This window comes from Phreatobacter aquaticus, from assembly GCF_005160265.1.
In the GTDB taxonomy this organism is placed as follows: Bacteria; Pseudomonadota; Alphaproteobacteria; order Rhizobiales; family Phreatobacteraceae; genus Phreatobacter; species Phreatobacter aquaticus.
This window is the reverse complement of the sequence record NZ_CP039865.1, coordinates 4,882,734-4,897,446: the sequence shown is the minus strand read 5'-3', so window position 1 is coordinate 4,897,446 and position 14,713 is coordinate 4,882,734. Positions and strand designations below refer to the sequence as shown.

The window sequence follows — 14,713 nt, the reverse complement described above, 5'->3', positions numbered from 1 at the left end:
GCGACATTTTGTTGACGTTATGTTGACAAGAGGAATCTCTCCGATAATCTCCAAGTCCGCCGACATGATCGTCCACCCCGAGCGCCAAGCCCCGCGAAAGCCTGCGTGCCGTCGTGCACCGCAATGCAACCGAGGGTCTTGTCATTGGCGGGAAAGGGCAGTCCAATCACGCCCCAAGGGCGCAAGCCTCAACGCCGGCAAACGGCGGGAATTCCAGAGTTCAGGGAACAGGAGTCCACACAGATGATCGATCGCCGTCAGATTCTCTTGGCCGGTGCCGCAACGCTCGCCGCGCCGTCTCTCGCCCGCGCCCAGGCCGTCAGCTGGGACCTTTCCACCGTCTGGCCGGACGCCAATTTCCACACGGTCAACGCCAATCGCTTCGCAGCCGAGGTCAAGGCCGCCACGAACGGCGCGGTGAACATCACGGTCAAGGGCGGCGGCCAGCTCGGCTTCAAGGGCCCGGAGCACCTGCGCGCCGTGCGTGACGGCCTCGTGCCGATCGCTGACGTTCTGAACATCCAGCAGATCGGCGACGAGCCGGTGCTGGGCGCCGAGGGCGTTCCGTTCCTCGTTGGCTCGATCGACGAGCTCCGCATCTATCACAAGTATATCCGCCCGGTCTTCGAGGCGACGGTCATGCGCAACAACCAGAAGAACCTCTACATGGTTCCCTGGCCGACGCAGTACCTCCACCTCAACAAGAAGGCTGACACGCTTGCCGGCCTTGCCGGCGTGAAGGTCCGCTGCCCGGATCGCGGCGCACAGGACATGGTCAATGCGCTCGGCCTGACCGGCGTGGTCATTCCCTGGGGTGAAACCATCCCGGCGCTCGCCTCTGGCGCGGTGCAGGGCGTGTCGACCTCGGCCGTCTCTGGCGTCGACGGCAAGTTCTGGGAGTTCCTGAAGTTCATCTACCCGACCAATCACGTCTGGTCGTGCCAGATGGTCAATGTGAACCTCGACACCTGGAACAAGCTGACGCCTGCCCAGCGCACCGCCATCGAAGGCGTTGCCAAGAAGCTGGAGCCGGAGTTCTGGGCTTCCTCGATCAAGGCCGATGCCGACAGCCTTGCGCGCCTGAAGCAGGGTGGCATGGAAGTGGTCGACATTCCGGCGCCGATGATGGCCGACATGCGCCAGAAGACGGCTTCTGCGGTGCAGGATTTCGTCAAGCGCGTCCCGGCGGCCAAGCCGGCGATCGACGCCTACCTCGCCGAAGTCAAGCGCGCCTGAGAAGGAACTGAAACCGATGGCGTCCCCGCATCTTGATCTCAATGCCGGGGCGCCGGCGGGTATCCGGCCTTTCCTCCAGGCCATCGACGGCCTCGGCCGTCTGGACGGCTGGATCGGCGCCGGCTGTCTGCTGGCGCTGACCCTGCTCATGCTGTCCGAAATCATTGCTCGGGCAGCCTCGAATTTCCTCGGCATCGGGCCCGGCACGGTGCCCAATGCCTGGGAATATTCGTCCTATCTCATGGCGGCCGCCTTCACCTTCGGCGCCGCCATGACGCTGCGCGGTGGCGGCCATATCCGCGTGACGCTGCTGCTCAACAATTTCGGCCCGCTGTTCAAGCGCGTGGTCGAGGTCTTCTCGTCCACGCTGGCCTTCCTCGCCATGGGCTACCTCTCGGTCGCCATGACGATGTTCACCTGGGCGTCCTACTCGCGGGGGCAGGTCTCGATTTCCTCGGGTACCGCAGTCTGGCCGCCCATGGTGGTCGTCACCTTCGGCATGGCCCTGCTGTCGCTGCAGTTCCTCGGCCGGGCGATCCGCGCCGTTTACGACCTGCCGCTGGAAGATCCGACCATGCGGGCGTCAAACCCGGTCGAATAGCAGCCATCCAGTCCTTTATCTCCTGTTTGCGGAGGCCTCGATGGCCGTCGAAGTCCTAGTCATGTTCGCGATCCTGTTCGGGCTGCTCGCCGGCGGCCTGTGGATCGGCCTCACCCTTGGCGTTACCGGCACGGTTCTGCTGTTCCTGTTTCGCGATATCCCGCTGCACCGGCTCATTCCGCAATATTCCTGGAACATCCTGACCACCCAGGAACTGCTGTCGCTGCCGCTGTTCATCCTGATGGGCGAGCTCCTGTTCCGCACCCATCTGTCGAAGTCGCTGTTCAAGGGGCTGGCGCCCTGGGCCGGCCTGCTGCCTGGCCGTCTGCTCCACGTCAATGTGGTGGGTTGCACGATCTTCGCGGCGATTTCCGGCTCGTCGGCCGCCACCACCCAGGTGGTCGGCCGGATCTCGCTCTCGGAATTGCTGAAGCGCGGCTACTCGCGCGACATCGCCATCGGCTCGCTGGCCGGCGCCGGAACGCTCGGCTTCCTCATCCCGCCCTCCAACATCATGATCATCTACGGCGTGCTGGCGGATGTCTCCATCCTCAAGCTGTTCACCGCCGGCTTCATTCCGGGCTTCCTGCTCGCCGGCTGCTTCATGGCCTGGGTGATGATCCACACCACGATCCGCAAGGACCTGGTGCCCGCCTCGGAGCGCGAGCTGAGCAAGGTGTCGTGGGGCGAGCGGTTCGCGGCGCTGAAGGACCTGGCACCGGCCATCTTCCTCATCGCCTGCGTGCTCGGCTCCATGTATGGCGGCATCGCGACGCCGTCGGAAGCCGCCGCCGTCGGTGTGCTGGGCGCCGCCATCGTCGCCTTTGTCCAGGGGTCACTTGACCGGGCTGCGGCACGCGAGATCGCCATCGGTTCGGTCGTGACCTGCTCGATGATCGCGATGATCCTGCTCGGTGCCTCGATCCTCGGCTCGGCGGCAGCCTTCCTCGGCATTCCCGCCAAGGCGGCGGCTTTCGTCCAGAGCCTCGGCCTGTCGCCGTTCCAGCTGATGATCGCCCTTATCGTGTTCTACCTGATCCTCGGCTGCTTCCTCGACGGCTTCTCGATGATCGTCATGACGCTGCCGATCGCACTGCCGATCATCAAGCAGGCGGGGTTCGACCCGATCTGGTTCGGCGTGTTCATCGTGCTGGTGGTGGAAATGGCGCAGATCACGCCGCCGGTCGGGTTCAACCTGTTCGTCATCCAGGGCATTACCGGGGACAGTCTCTCCTATCTCGCCAAGGTGACGATGCCCTATCTGATCATCATGATCCTGTTCACCATGGCGCTGGTCCTGTTCCCGGGCATCGTGATGTTCATGCCAAACCTGCTTGCCGGCTAAGGACGGTCCATGCCCACCATCCGCCCCAAATTCCTGCCGTGCGGCGACACCGCCGTCACGGTGGAATTCGGCACCGAGATCGACGACGAGGTGAACGCGCTCTGCCTCGCCTTCGATCAGGCGCTGGCGGATGCCGCCATTCCAGGCGTCGTGGAAACCTTGCCGACCTATCGCTCGGTGATGGTGCAGGTCGATCCGCTCACCATCGACATGGCGGGGTTCGAGGCGCGGGTGCTGCAGGTGCTGGCGGGGCTTGAACAGGCCTCGGCCAAGCGCAAACGCTGGCGCATTCCGGTGGTCTATGGCGGCGAGTTCGGCATCGATCTCGAGGATGTCGCGGCCAAGCACGGTCTGACCCCCAACGAGGTGATCCGCCGCCATTCCGAGCGGATCTACCCGGTCGCCATGCTCGGCTTCCTGCCGGGCTTTGCCTATCTCTCCAATGCCGATCAAACGATCGCCTTGCCGCGCCGGGTCGATCCGCGGCTGAAGACACCGGCAGGTTCGGTGTCGATCGGCGGCATCCAGGCGCTGTTTGCGTCCGTGGAGGCGCCGTCGGGCTGGCATCTGCTCGGCCGCACACCGGTGCGCAATTTCATGCCCGACCGCGACCCGGTCTTTCTGGTTGGCGCCGGCGAGGAGGTGGTGTTCCAGCCGATCGACGCCTCGCGCTGGGATGCATTGGACGCGCAAGCCGCGGCCGGCGAACCGGTGGCGGAGATCATCTCGCCATGACCGCGCTGACAGTCAGGGATTGCGGCGCCGGAACTTCCATCCAGGACGGTGGCCGGTTCGGCTACCGCCGCTATGGCGTCGGTCCCGCCGGTGCCATGGACCGCGTCGCGCTGGCGGTGGCCAACATGCTGGTGGGCAATGAACCGGGCACGGGGGCCATCGAGTTCGCGGTGTTCGGCGGCCAGTTCGAGGTCGAGGGCGGCGATATCCGGGTGGCGCTGGCCGGCGCCATGGCGGAGATGAAGATCGATGGCGAGCCGGTGGCGCCGCTGACCTCCGTCACCGTCAAGGCCGGCCAGGTCATATCGATTGCGCCCGCGCGGCTCGGCACGTTCATGGTGCTGGCGGTGGCCGGCGGCTTCGACCTGAAGCCCGATCTCGGCAGCCAGTCGTTCCATCTGCGCGCAGGCCTCGGCGGCGTCGAGCGCGGGCCGGTCAAGGCGGGGCAGACGCTGCATGTGCTCGGCGGGCCGGTCGGCCCGGATCTCATGGCGACCGTTGCGCCCAAGGTCCATGCCGGCGCCTATCGTGTCGTTCTGGGGCCGCAGGACGATTACTTCACCGAGGCCGGCATCGCCACGCTGACCAGTCAGGCCTACACGATCTCCGCCCAGGCCGACCGCATGGGCTACCGGCTGAGCGGCCCTGCCGTCGAACACGCCAAGGGCTTCAACATCGTCTCCGACGGCATTCCGACCGGCGCGATCCAGGTGCCGGGTTCGGGCGAGCCGATCGTGCTGCTCGCCGATTGCGGCACGACCGGCGGCTATCCGAAGATTGCCACCCTGATCTCGGCCGACCTGCCGCGCTTCGTTCAGCAGCGGCCGGGCAGCGAGGTGCGCTTCATGGTGGTTGGCCGCGACGAGGCGATCCAGGCCGCGCGCGAGCAGGCTGCCATGCTCCAGGCCGTCAAGGCCGGCCTCCAGCCCGTCGGCGGCGGCCTCGATTCCGGGCGGCTCCTGTCGCTCAATCTGGTCGATGGCTGGGTCAGCGCCCAGGCTGAAGAGGCAATCCTGTAGAGTCTCGTTGTTGTGACGCATTTTCTTCACGCGAACCGGTATCCACTTCGCTTGAAAATGCTTTTGAGGGGAGGCATGCCATGGCATCGGTCGATCTGAATTCCGACATGGGCGAGGGTTTCGGGCCCTGGAAGATGGGCGACGATGCCGCGATGCTCGACATCGTGTCCTCGGCCAACATCGCCTGCGGCTGGCATGCCGGCGATCCCATCATCATGCACCGCACCGCCGAGATCGCGAAGGCCAAGGGCGTGTCGATCGGCGCCCATCCGGGCTTTGGCGATCTCTGGGGCTTCGGCCGCCGGGTGATCCGCGGCGACAGCATGAGCGATCTGGAAAAGCAGATGGCCTATCAGATCGGCGCCATGCAGGCCTGCGCAGCGCTGGCCGGCCACAAGGTCACCCATGTGAAGACCCATGGCGCGCTCGGCAACATGTGCAATGACGACGACGAGATGGCGCTGGCGGTTGGCCGCGCGATCAAGGCGATCGACCCGGCGCTGGTCTATGTGACCATGCCGGGGCTCGCCACCGAGCGAGCCGCCGAGAAGCTCGGCCTGCCGCAGGCCCTGGAAGTCTTCGCCGACCGCACCTATGAGGACAATGGCCAGCTGACCTCGCGCTCCAAGCCCGGCGCGGTCATCCATGACGCTCCGATGGCGGCTGAGCGCGTGCTGCGCATGGTGGAGGATGGTGCGATCGTTTCCACCTCCGGCAAGATCATCAAGGTGAAGATCGACACGATCTGCGTGCATGGGGATAACCCGGCAGCGGTGGCCATGGCGCGCACGGTGCGCGACACGCTGGAAAAGGCCGGCGTGACGGTGAAGCCGTTCAAGGTGGCGTGAGCCTGCCTCTTCAGGAGGGAAAGGGATCCTTCGAGGCTCGCTTCGCTCGCACCTCAGGATGAGGGTGGAGAGAGCGAGCCCGACGACGCGAGTGCGCGAGCGGGATCTTTCCTTTCCTCATCCTGAGGTGCGAGCGTTAGCGAGCCTCGAAGGACCTCTTCTCCTCGCCCACAGACCTAATCCTCAGCGCCCCAGAACCTGCGCAAGCGCTCCGCGCACCGGCTCGAATGTGAACCTCACACTCGCCTTGCCGGCCGGCACTTCCACGGCGCGGACCAGGCCATAGGCGCGGCGGATCGGTGTCTCTGCGTTATTGACGCTGGCGCGCCACCAGGGATGCCAGGCATCGGCGAGAACCAGAACGCCGCCCGAGACGGTCTCGGTTTCGATCTCCACGGCCGTATTGCCATAGCTGACGATCCGCGCGGTGCCGCCCGTCTCGCGCGGCGGCGGCAAGGCACCTTCCAGCTGCACGACGGTCGCGGGGTCGAGATCGAGCCGGTAGCCTGAGGTCGCGAGATTCGGCGGTGTCTGCTCGGCGACGCGGGCGATCCAGACGCGCGGCATAGCCCTGACATTCTCGTAGATGAAGGCCTCGTCGGTCTGCTGCACGAGAGTCAGCGCGCCGGGCGGCAGCGCCTTGTCGATCTCGGCCACGGGCACCCCGGTCACCACGAAGCGCAGGCCGAGAATGTCGGCCAGCACCGAGCGGTAGGACGGGAAGCCCGGCGGAAAGCGCCGCTGGCCCGGCAGGGCCGCGATGTCCTCGGCGCCGACCAGATTAGCATAGGCGCCCGAGCGGACGGGATTGAAGCCCAGCACGTCGTCGAGGCCGTGGACCATGGCGGCGTTCTGCCATTGGTAGCCGAGGCCGAGGAGTTCGACCCGGTCGCGGCGTGTTTCGTTCTGGACAATGCGCGGGCGGATCGCGGCGAGCGTCGCGTTGCGGCTCTGGGGCGTCAGCACCTCATAGCTCGCGAGGGGCAGAGCGGTGGATTCGCTCGGCCCATTGGTGAAGGCGAGGTCCTGGACGAGGACCGCCGCCAGCGCCAACGACAGCAGTACCGACTTGATGTGCCGCGCGGTCGACAGGAGGCCCAGCGACAGGACCAGCGTGACCACGCCAGTGATCACCGCTGTCCAGGCCGAGATCGGCGCTTCCTTGATCATGATCAGCATGATCGCAATGATCACCATCAGGAAGACGAGACCGGTCTCGACGATCCAGTCGGTATCGAGGGTGCGGGTGATCAGCCGGTGGGCGGCATAGCCGGCAAGAAGGGCGAACAGCCCGCCGATGATGAAGGTGCCATCGGCCGGGCGGCGGAACAGGTCGATGCCCGGCAGGTACCAGAAGAGATGCAGCGCCGGTGTGTAGCGGCCGAGCGTGAAGACGAGGGCTGCCGCCAGCGCGATCGTGACGAAGCGGATCTCGCGATCGAAGGCTGCGCCTGAGCGGAGCGCCGCGAGCACCAGGAACAGCGGGATCGCGCCGGAATAGAGCACGCCCATGTTGCGGGCGAGGAACAGGCCGGTATCGCCCCAGGTCGGGCTCGGCGGCCCCCAATGGTTGGCGAGGGGGCCGGCGGCGCCATAGATGTTGCCGATCACCCAGGTGAGGAGATGGGCCGGGTGCAGCGAGCCGCGGCCCGCGCCCTCCATGTCGATGACGATGCGGTTCGACTGCGCGCCCCACAGCGCCGACATGACGACGGGCAGCGTCACGATGACCGCGCCGACCAGGGCTGCCGCGATCAGCGGCTTGAGGCTCCGGCGGAAGGCGAGCCCACGATCCTCGGCGGTGAGCCAGTGGTTCAGCACGGCGCCAGCCAGGATATAGGCGAGGATCAGCGCCACCTGGTCGCGTCCCAGCATCATGAGGCCTGCGGCCAGGCCTGCGGCCAGGCCATAGCGAAGCGACGAGCGGTCCAGCGCGCGGGTGAGCAGCCACCAGACGATGGGGAACCAGCAGAGCGAGAAGACCTGGCTCAGATGCTGCACGCGCCAGGCGGCGGAGGCCCCGAAGGCAAAGGCAATGGCCGCGACCAGTCCGCCCCCCCAGTGCCAGCCGCGATCACGGAAGATCAGGATGCAGCCGGCGCCGCCGGCGAACAGCATGAGATAGGTCGCCCAGTCCATGGCGGTGAGCGATGGCTGGCCGTTGAACAGCGCCAGCGCCAGCAGCGGCAGCGAGAACAGGACGGATTGCGGATCGGCAATTTCCGGCGATCCTGCAAAGATGTTCGGCGTCCAGGCGAAACCGGCGGCGGAATGGATGGCGCGGGCGGCAAAGCCCAGATGTGGGTACCAATGCGCCTTGGCATCCCAGGGGATGGTGACGCTGCCGATCAGCCAGGGGCCGGCCAGCACGAACCAGGCGACGGCGAAGAGGCCGAGCGTGACAGTGAGCGGAAACGAACGGGGAGGGGATGCTGACATGGCGCGCCGGGTTGCCGAAGGCGGTCACCATAGCCGGTTCGGCGTTGCGGCAGAATGAATGAAAAAGATCGGAGTTTGTGCCGGGAATGAACGGAGGATTGGTGGAGATGGGAAGGGGACGGGCGCCCTGACCGGACGGGGGCTCCCTCTCCGTACCTCATCCTGAGGAGCGAGGCGGAGCCGAGCCTCGAAGGACCCTTTTAACGTGACCGCTGGCGGAGATTGGTCCTTCGAGGCTCGCTCGCTGCGCGATCTCGCACCTCAGGATGAGGAAAGGAGGGGCCGATGCTTGAACAGAGACAAGACCGGCCGCTACTCGGCCTCACGCCAGAACCACTCCACCGAACACGGCGCCATACTGGAAGCCAGCCGCCACCAGCACGAAGGCGTGCCAGATGGCGTTCTGGAACCTCAGGCTCTGCCAGAGATGGAACACGACACCGCCGGAATAGATCAGCCCGCCGACCACCAGCATGATGGCGGAGGAGAGCGAGATGACGTGGAACACCTCGTGGGCGACCAGGATGCCGCTCCAGCTGAGACCCAGATAGAGGCCGACGGCGAGACCGTCATAGCGGCCGGGTGCCAGCAGCTTCACAGCCGCGCCGACAATGGCGACGGTCCAGACAAAGCCGAGAACCATGTAGGTCAGCGTCGAGCCGGCATGGATCATGAACGGCGTATAGGTGCCGGCGATCAGGAAATAGATCGCCGCATGGTCGAAGCGCCGGAGCAGCCACTTGGTGCGCGACACCGGCCACATGTTGTAGGCGGCGGAAATGCCGATACCGAGCACCAGGGACGCCGCATAGATCGCCACCGAGGCGATGATGCTGGCCTCGGCGCGAATGGTCGCGATCACGATCATGGCGGTGGCGGCGGCAACAGCCGCCACGGCGCCGAGGATGTGCACAGTGCCGTCGGCAATCAGTTCGGCGCGATCATAGCGCCAGTTCATACCATGCGGCCGGCCGTCATGCGTCGTCATGGAGATCCTGCTCCCTCATTCCCGCGCCAGTGTGACGGCAAATGATGGATCAAGCATGACCAGCGCAGACCTTACGTCAAGGGTCAGGCGGCGAGCTCCGGCTTCGGACCGACATAGACCGATTGCGGCCGGATCAGCCGGCCGGAGGCGAGCTGTTCGCGGGCGTGCGCGATCCAGCCGGCGGTGCGGCCCATGGCGAAGACGCAGGTGAAGGCCTCGGGCGGGAAGCCCAGCGCCTCCAGCAGCAGGGCCGTGTAGAATTCGACATTGGTGTCGAGCGAGCGGCCGGGCTTCTCGGTGCGCAGCACGTCGAGCGCTGCCTGTTCGACCGCTTCGGCGAAGGCGATGCGGCCATCGCCGGTGCCCTTGGCGGCGAGCTTGCGGACGGCGGCCTTCAGCGCGTCGGCGCGGGGATCGCGCACCTTGTAGATGCGGTGGCCGAAGCCCATCAGCCGGTCGCCGCGCTTCACCGCCCCCGACAGCCAGGGGCGGGCCTGGGCAACCTCGCCGATTGCGTCGAGCATCTCGATGACCGGGCCGGGCGCACCGCCATGGAGCGGACCTTTGAGCGCGCCGAGCCCGGCCAGCACCGCCGACATGAGGCCCGCGCGCGTCGAGGCGACGACCCGGGTGGCGAAGGTCGAGGCGTTGAGGCCGTGGTCGGAGACCGTCACCAGATAGGTGTCGAGGGCCGCCGCGAGGTCGGCCTTCTCCGCGCCCTGCAGCATGCGGATGATATCGGCGGCATGGCCGAGGCCGGGCAGGGGCGCCACGGGTTCAAGCCCGCGCTTCACCCGGATCAGCGCCGGCGTCAGCACGGCGGGGGCTGCCAGCAGGCGATAGGCGGTCGCGAGGTCGTCGCCATCGGCGATGCGGGCGGTGCCGGCGCGCATGGCGTCATAGATCGAGCCCTCGGCATCGAGGCCCGCTGCCACCAGCCGCTGGAAGATCTCGGCGCGCGCCTGGGCGAGGCCCTTCGCGACCGCCGCCGCATCCGGCGCATTCTCGAAGAAGCCGTCGAACAGCAGCGCCACCAGATCCTCGAAGCGGGTGCGCCCGGCAAGCTCCGCCACCGAATGCCCGCGGATGGTCAGGCGGCCCTCCAGGCCGTTGACGTCCGACAGCACGGTTTCGGCGGCGATCACATCGTCCAGTCCATTGCTCATGGCGGGTCTCCCTTCGTGTTCCGCCTTCTGATATGACTGCGGCTCACGATGAATCAATCTTGATCAACTGAATCAATATAAGAGAGCCCCATGGCCGGCTGGATCACGCGGGAAGAGGCTTTGCACCGGCTGAAGGTCAGGCCGCAGACGCTCTACGCCTATGTCAGCCGGGGCCGGGTGGGCACGCGGCCCGACGAGGCCGATCCGCGCCGGAGCCAATATTCCGCCGACGACATTGCAGGCCTGGTCGGGCGGCGGGCGCGCGGAAAGCGCCCCCAGGCGATCGCCGCCAGCGCCATTGCCTGGGGCGAACCGATCATCGAGACCGGCATTTCGACGGTGGCCCATGGCCGCCTGTTCTATCGCGGCCGGGATGCGGTGACGCTTGCCGCCTCGGCCAGTCTGGAGGAGGTGGCGGCGCTGCTCTGGGAAGCGCCCGGGCCGGTCGTCTTCCTGGCCGATGCGGGCCTTGCCGCCGCCGACAGCCGGTCGGTGCAGGTGCGCGCCTTCTCGACGCTGGCGCTGGCCGCTGCCGAAGCACCGCCGAGCCTTGGCCGGAGGCCCGAGGTTTTGAGGGCGGAAGGGGCCGCGCTGGTTGCGCGGCTTGCGGCGGCCTATCAGGTGCCGTCGACCTCAGGCGTCGCGTTGCACCAGCGGGTGGCTGAGGCCTGGTCGCTTTCGGGCGATGCCGCGGACTTCGTGCGCTGGGCGCTGGTGCTGCAGGCCGAGCACGAGCTCAATGCCTCGGCCTTCGCCACTAGGGTGGCGGCCTCCACCGGTGCGCCGCTGGCGGCCTGCGTGCTGGCCGGTTTCTCGACCCTGCAGGGGCCGCTCCACGGCTATGCCACGGCGAATGTCGAAGCACTGGCGGAAGATGCCCGCCGCCTCTCGGTGGCGCGGGTGATCGAGCCCTATCTCACAACCGGCCGGCGCGTGCCGGGTTTCGGCCATCCGCTCTATCCGGACGGCGACCCGCGGGCGGCAGCCCTGATCGAACGGTTCGGCCTGCCGGATATCCACCGCGACCTCATGGCCGCCGTGGTGGCGGCCACGGGGATCGCGCCCAATGTCGATTTCGCGCTGGTGGCGCTGGCCGAGCGGTTCGGCCTGCCGGGCGGCACGGCGTTCCAGCTGTTCTCGATGGGGCGGGTGGTCGGCTGGCTTGCCCATGCCATGGAACAGGGCGCGCAGGGCTCGCTGATCCGCCCACGCGGGCACTATGTCGGGCCGCCGGTGGAGGCGTGACTGAGCCGAGGAGGCCCATCAGCCAAATGGCTCGGAGGGATGGCCGGGTCCATGGTTCACCTCTCCCCGAGGGGGAGAGGTGAGGATCGCGCTGGCTGCGACCGCCCATCACTCGCCGGCGGTCAACCTCGCGACCAGCGCGTCGGTATCGATGAAATGGCCGGCGCGCTCGCGCTTGGAGGCGAGATAGCGGACATTCTCGCGGGTCGGGCGGCCGATGACGCGGCGCTCGGAGACGACATGCAGTCCGGCCTCGCGCATGGCGGCGATCTTGACCGGATTGTTGGTCATGATGTCGACATTGGTGATGCCGAGCTGCTTCAGCATCTCGGCGGCGAAGTCGAAGCGGCGCTGGTCGAGATCGAAGCCGAGCACCTCGTCGGCGTCATAGGTGTCCCAGCCTTGAGACTGCAGCTTGTAGGCGCGCATCTTGTTGGCGATGCCGTTGCCGCGGCCTTCCTGGTCGAGATAGAGCAGGATTCCGCCGCCGTTCTTGGCCATCCACTCGACCGTGTCGCGCAGCTGGTCGCCGCAATCACATTTCAGCGAGCCGAACAGGTCTCCCGTCAGGCAGGCCGAATGGAGGCGGACGGGAACCGGCGCGCTCACGTCGGGTTTGCCGATCATGATCGCCACCTGGTCGCGCAGACCCTCGCCGCCGCGAAACACGACGAACTCGGTCTCCGGCGCGCCTTCCAGCGGCACCGGGGCACGGCCGACAATGCGCAGGTGCTTCGCCGCCTGGCTGCGGAAAGACGCGACATCAACCGCCTGCACCCGCTCGATGAAGCCAAGCGCCGGGTCGGCCGGATTGACCGGCACCACCAGCACGGCCGGCACGGTCAGTGCGATGCGGGCGAGTTCGAGCGCCGTCTCGTCGAGCGGGACGACGGGCGCGACGGGCGCATCGACCTTGGCCTCGATCTGCAGGGCGAGCTGCTCGATCCGCTTGAGGTCGATGGTCGGCAAGGCAACGCTGCCTGGTGTGGTGCGCTCCAGGCCAAGCCGGCGCAGGCGCGCGGCCGGCAGGACCAGCCTTGGCGTGGCGATCGCGGCATGAGAGAGAGCAGCCGCGAGCGGCGCTTCGAGCCCTTCGACGCCGGCGACCAGCACCGCGGTGTCGCGGCACAGGACGAGAACCGGGCGGGCTGCGCGGAACTCGGAGACCGCACGTTCGACGCTGGTCAGGCTCATGCCGGACTGAAACTCTGGAAACCCGGTGACATCCGCCATAGAAGTGCTTTCACGCCTGGGTCCGGCATTCACCGGGGACAGCCACAGATAGGAGCTTCCGCATGACGATCAAGCGCGCCAACGGCGCTCAAGATCCGATCCTGGGGGCTCCCGTGCCACATCCTGCTGCCGGAACGGACCTGACGCCGATGTTACACAGCGACAGTTACGGAAGCGAGGGGGGATCGGATCAGCCTTGCGAGGCAGCCTTCGCGGCGATCGCAGCGGCGCCAACCGACCGGCCATTCGTGGTGGCCCAGCTTGGCCAATCCCTGGACGGCCGGATCGCGACGCTCAGCGGCCATTCCCGCTACATCAACCGTTTCGCCGCGCTGGAGCACCTGCATCGGCTGCGCGCCCATGTCGACGCGGTCGTGGTGGGGGTGGGGACGGTGGTTGCCGACGATCCGCAATTGACGGTTCGCCGAGTGAAAGGTCGCAGTCCCGCGCGCGTGATCATCGATGCCAATGGCCGGCTGCCCCAGGACGCGAAATGCCTGGTCGATGACGGGGTCGCGCGGATCGTGCTGCGCGCGACGAGCCGGCCGGTGCCGCCGGGCGTGCAGGAAATCCTGGTCGCAACCGCCGCCGATGGCGGCCTCTGCCCGCGTTCCATCGTCGAGACGCTGTTTGCCGCCGGCTACCGGCGCCTGCTGATCGAGGGCGGCGCCCGGACGATCTCGATCTTTCTCCAGCATGGCGCCGTCGACCGCTTGCATGTTCTGGTTGCGCCGATGATCATCGGTTCGGGCGTACCGGGCATCGAACTGCCGCCGATCGCCGTCGTCGACGATGCGCTGCGTCCGGTGACGCGGGTTCATCTGCTCGCCGATGGCGACGTGCTGTTCGACTGCGATCTCCGGCTGGCCGTGAGCGGAGAGAGCGAGCATGTCTGACCCGACCGTCTATTCGACGCCGCATCGCATCATCCACTGGGTCATGGCGCTTCTGATCATCGCCATGGTGCCGGTTGGCATCTACATGACCAACATACCCTATCCGCCCAATCCGGCCGCCAATCCGGCGCTGAAGGACAGCCTCTACGAATGGCACAAGTCCTTCGGCATCATCATCTTCCTGCTGGCGGCGCTGCGGGTGGTCGTGCGCCTGATCAAGGGCGTGCCGGCGCCGGTCCCAACCTTGACGACGATCGAGCGGATCGCCTCCTCGTCGGTCCACCACCTGCTCTACATCCTCATTTTCGCGGTTCCGTTCGCCGGCTGGCTCGCGACCTCGATGTGCTACGGGCCGGTGAAACTGTTCTGGACCGTGCCGGTCACATTGCCCTTCTCGGGCGCCGAGGCCACCTGCAGTGCGATCTACAAGGTGCATTTCGGCATGGCCGGCCTGATGACGCTTCTGGTCTTCGCCCATATCGGCGGCGCGATGATGCATCTCGTGATCAAGCGCGACGGCGTGTTCCGCCGGATGTGGTTGTCCTGATCGTTTGAGGTCAGACCCCGGATAAAACGAAACCGCCGGAGACCTTCTGGGTCTCCGGCGGTTCGCTAAGGCAGCTCGGCCGCGCCGTGCGCGACCATGATCCGGTGGCTCATCCTTCAGTGCACACTCGGTGCGGCAGACTTCAGCCGCGTGATTTCATCCTTCAGGACCAGTTTCCGTCGCTTCAGTTCGGAGATTTCGCGATCATCGGACGACGGCCGCTGAACAACATCGGCCAGTTGTCGGTCCAGCGCCTGGTGACGCCGTTCCAGTTCCATCAGGTGGGATTGCATGCTCATCCATTGCTCCTCGTTCACGAGAATGGGACGCGCCGATCACCGTTCGGACTAGGCCCGAACGCTTCGGACATTGATGAGTGTGCGCCCGTCCCTGCGGAAGTAAAGTCACGGAGTGT

Annotated in this window: 14 protein-coding genes; 9 read left to right on the top strand and 5 right to left on the bottom strand. The window is 66.7% G+C overall.

Translation table 11 applies throughout. From position 1 onward, the window contains the following. The first annotated feature begins 243 nt into the window (after nucleotides 1-243). The 6 genes from E8L99_RS23360 (at nucleotide 244) to E8L99_RS23335 (ending at nucleotide 5,784) form a co-directional block, all read left to right on the top strand. Nucleotides 244-1,236 carry a TRAP transporter substrate-binding protein gene (locus E8L99_RS23360; protein WP_137101812.1) on the top strand — a complete coding sequence of 331 codons (993 nt, stop codon included), beginning with the start codon at nucleotides 244-246 and terminating at the stop codon, nucleotides 1,234-1,236. 16 nt (nucleotides 1,237-1,252) lie between these two features. Continuing rightward, the gene (locus E8L99_RS23355; RefSeq protein ID WP_137101811.1) at nucleotides 1,253-1,837 is read left to right on the top strand and encodes a TRAP transporter small permease subunit; all 585 of its coding nucleotides are present in this window, start codon (nucleotides 1,253-1,255) and stop codon (nucleotides 1,835-1,837) included. A 40-nt stretch (nucleotides 1,838-1,877) separates the two neighbouring features. Next, a complete protein-coding gene (locus E8L99_RS23350; RefSeq protein WP_137101810.1) occupies nucleotides 1,878-3,182 on the top strand; it encodes a TRAP transporter large permease in 1,305 nt (434 codons plus the stop codon). Between the two features lie 9 nt (nucleotides 3,183-3,191). Next, the gene (gene pxpB, locus E8L99_RS23345; RefSeq protein ID WP_137101809.1) at nucleotides 3,192-3,917 is read left to right on the top strand and encodes a 5-oxoprolinase subunit PxpB; all 726 of its coding nucleotides are present in this window, start codon (nucleotides 3,192-3,194) and stop codon (nucleotides 3,915-3,917) included. Continuing rightward, nucleotides 3,914-4,936: a 5-oxoprolinase subunit C family protein gene (locus tag E8L99_RS23340; RefSeq protein ID WP_137101808.1), complete on the top strand. Its 1,023-nt coding sequence runs from the start codon at nucleotides 3,914-3,916 to the stop codon at nucleotides 4,934-4,936. Before pxpB ends, E8L99_RS23340 begins: the two co-directional genes overlap by 4 nt. A gap of 80 nt (nucleotides 4,937-5,016) precedes the next feature. Next, nucleotides 5,017-5,784, top strand: a complete 768-nt coding sequence (locus E8L99_RS23335; RefSeq protein ID WP_137101807.1) for a LamB/YcsF family protein — start codon at nucleotides 5,017-5,019, stop codon at nucleotides 5,782-5,784. Nucleotides 5,785-5,967: 183 nt separating this feature from the next. Here the strand turns inward: E8L99_RS23335 and E8L99_RS23330 are convergent, their stop codons facing one another. The 3 genes from E8L99_RS23330 to E8L99_RS23320 form a co-directional block, all read right to left on the bottom strand. After that, nucleotides 5,968-8,223 (bottom strand): YfhO family protein, encoded by a 2,256-nt coding sequence (locus E8L99_RS23330; RefSeq protein ID WP_137101806.1) that lies wholly within the window; start codon nucleotides 8,221-8,223, stop codon nucleotides 5,968-5,970. A gap of 322 nt (nucleotides 8,224-8,545) precedes the next feature. Further along, nucleotides 8,546-9,211 carry a PAQR family membrane homeostasis protein TrhA gene (trhA, locus tag E8L99_RS23325; protein ID WP_137101805.1) on the bottom strand — a complete coding sequence of 222 codons (666 nt, stop codon included), beginning with the start codon at nucleotides 9,209-9,211 and terminating at the stop codon, nucleotides 8,546-8,548. Between the two features lie 83 nt (nucleotides 9,212-9,294). Continuing rightward, complete coding sequence (locus E8L99_RS23320) at nucleotides 9,295-10,377, bottom strand: citrate synthase/methylcitrate synthase (protein ID WP_137101804.1); 1,083 nt, start codon at nucleotides 10,375-10,377, stop codon at nucleotides 9,295-9,297. Between the two features lie 90 nt (nucleotides 10,378-10,467). Between E8L99_RS23320 and E8L99_RS23315 the strand changes: the two genes are divergently transcribed. Next, nucleotides 10,468-11,622, top strand: coding sequence for a citrate synthase (locus E8L99_RS23315; protein ID WP_137101803.1), 1,155 nt, complete (start codon nucleotides 10,468-10,470; stop codon nucleotides 11,620-11,622). 108 nt (nucleotides 11,623-11,730) lie between these two features. Here E8L99_RS23315 and ribA read toward each other — a convergent pair whose 3' ends face one another. Next, on the bottom strand, nucleotides 11,731-12,816 hold the full coding sequence (gene ribA, locus E8L99_RS23310) for a GTP cyclohydrolase II RibA (RefSeq protein ID WP_252511205.1): 1,086 nt from the start codon (nucleotides 12,814-12,816) through the stop codon (nucleotides 11,731-11,733). A 101-nt stretch (nucleotides 12,817-12,917) separates the two neighbouring features. Between ribA and E8L99_RS23305 the strand changes: the two genes are divergently transcribed. Both E8L99_RS23305 and E8L99_RS23300 read left to right on the top strand, forming a co-directional pair. Further along, complete coding sequence (locus E8L99_RS23305; protein WP_252511204.1) at nucleotides 12,918-13,751, top strand: RibD family protein; 834 nt, start codon at nucleotides 12,918-12,920, stop codon at nucleotides 13,749-13,751. Continuing rightward, a complete protein-coding gene (locus tag E8L99_RS23300; protein WP_137101801.1) occupies nucleotides 13,744-14,298 on the top strand; it encodes a cytochrome b in 555 nt (184 codons plus the stop codon). The genes E8L99_RS23305 and E8L99_RS23300 overlap by 8 nt, the downstream gene beginning before the upstream one ends. Before the next feature lie 116 nt (nucleotides 14,299-14,414). On the opposite strand, the gene E8L99_RS23295 is transcribed toward E8L99_RS23300, so the two are convergent. After that, nucleotides 14,415-14,597: a YdcH family protein gene (locus E8L99_RS23295; RefSeq protein WP_137101800.1), complete on the bottom strand. Its 183-nt coding sequence runs from the start codon at nucleotides 14,595-14,597 to the stop codon at nucleotides 14,415-14,417. Between the last annotated feature and the right edge of the window lie 116 nt (nucleotides 14,598-14,713).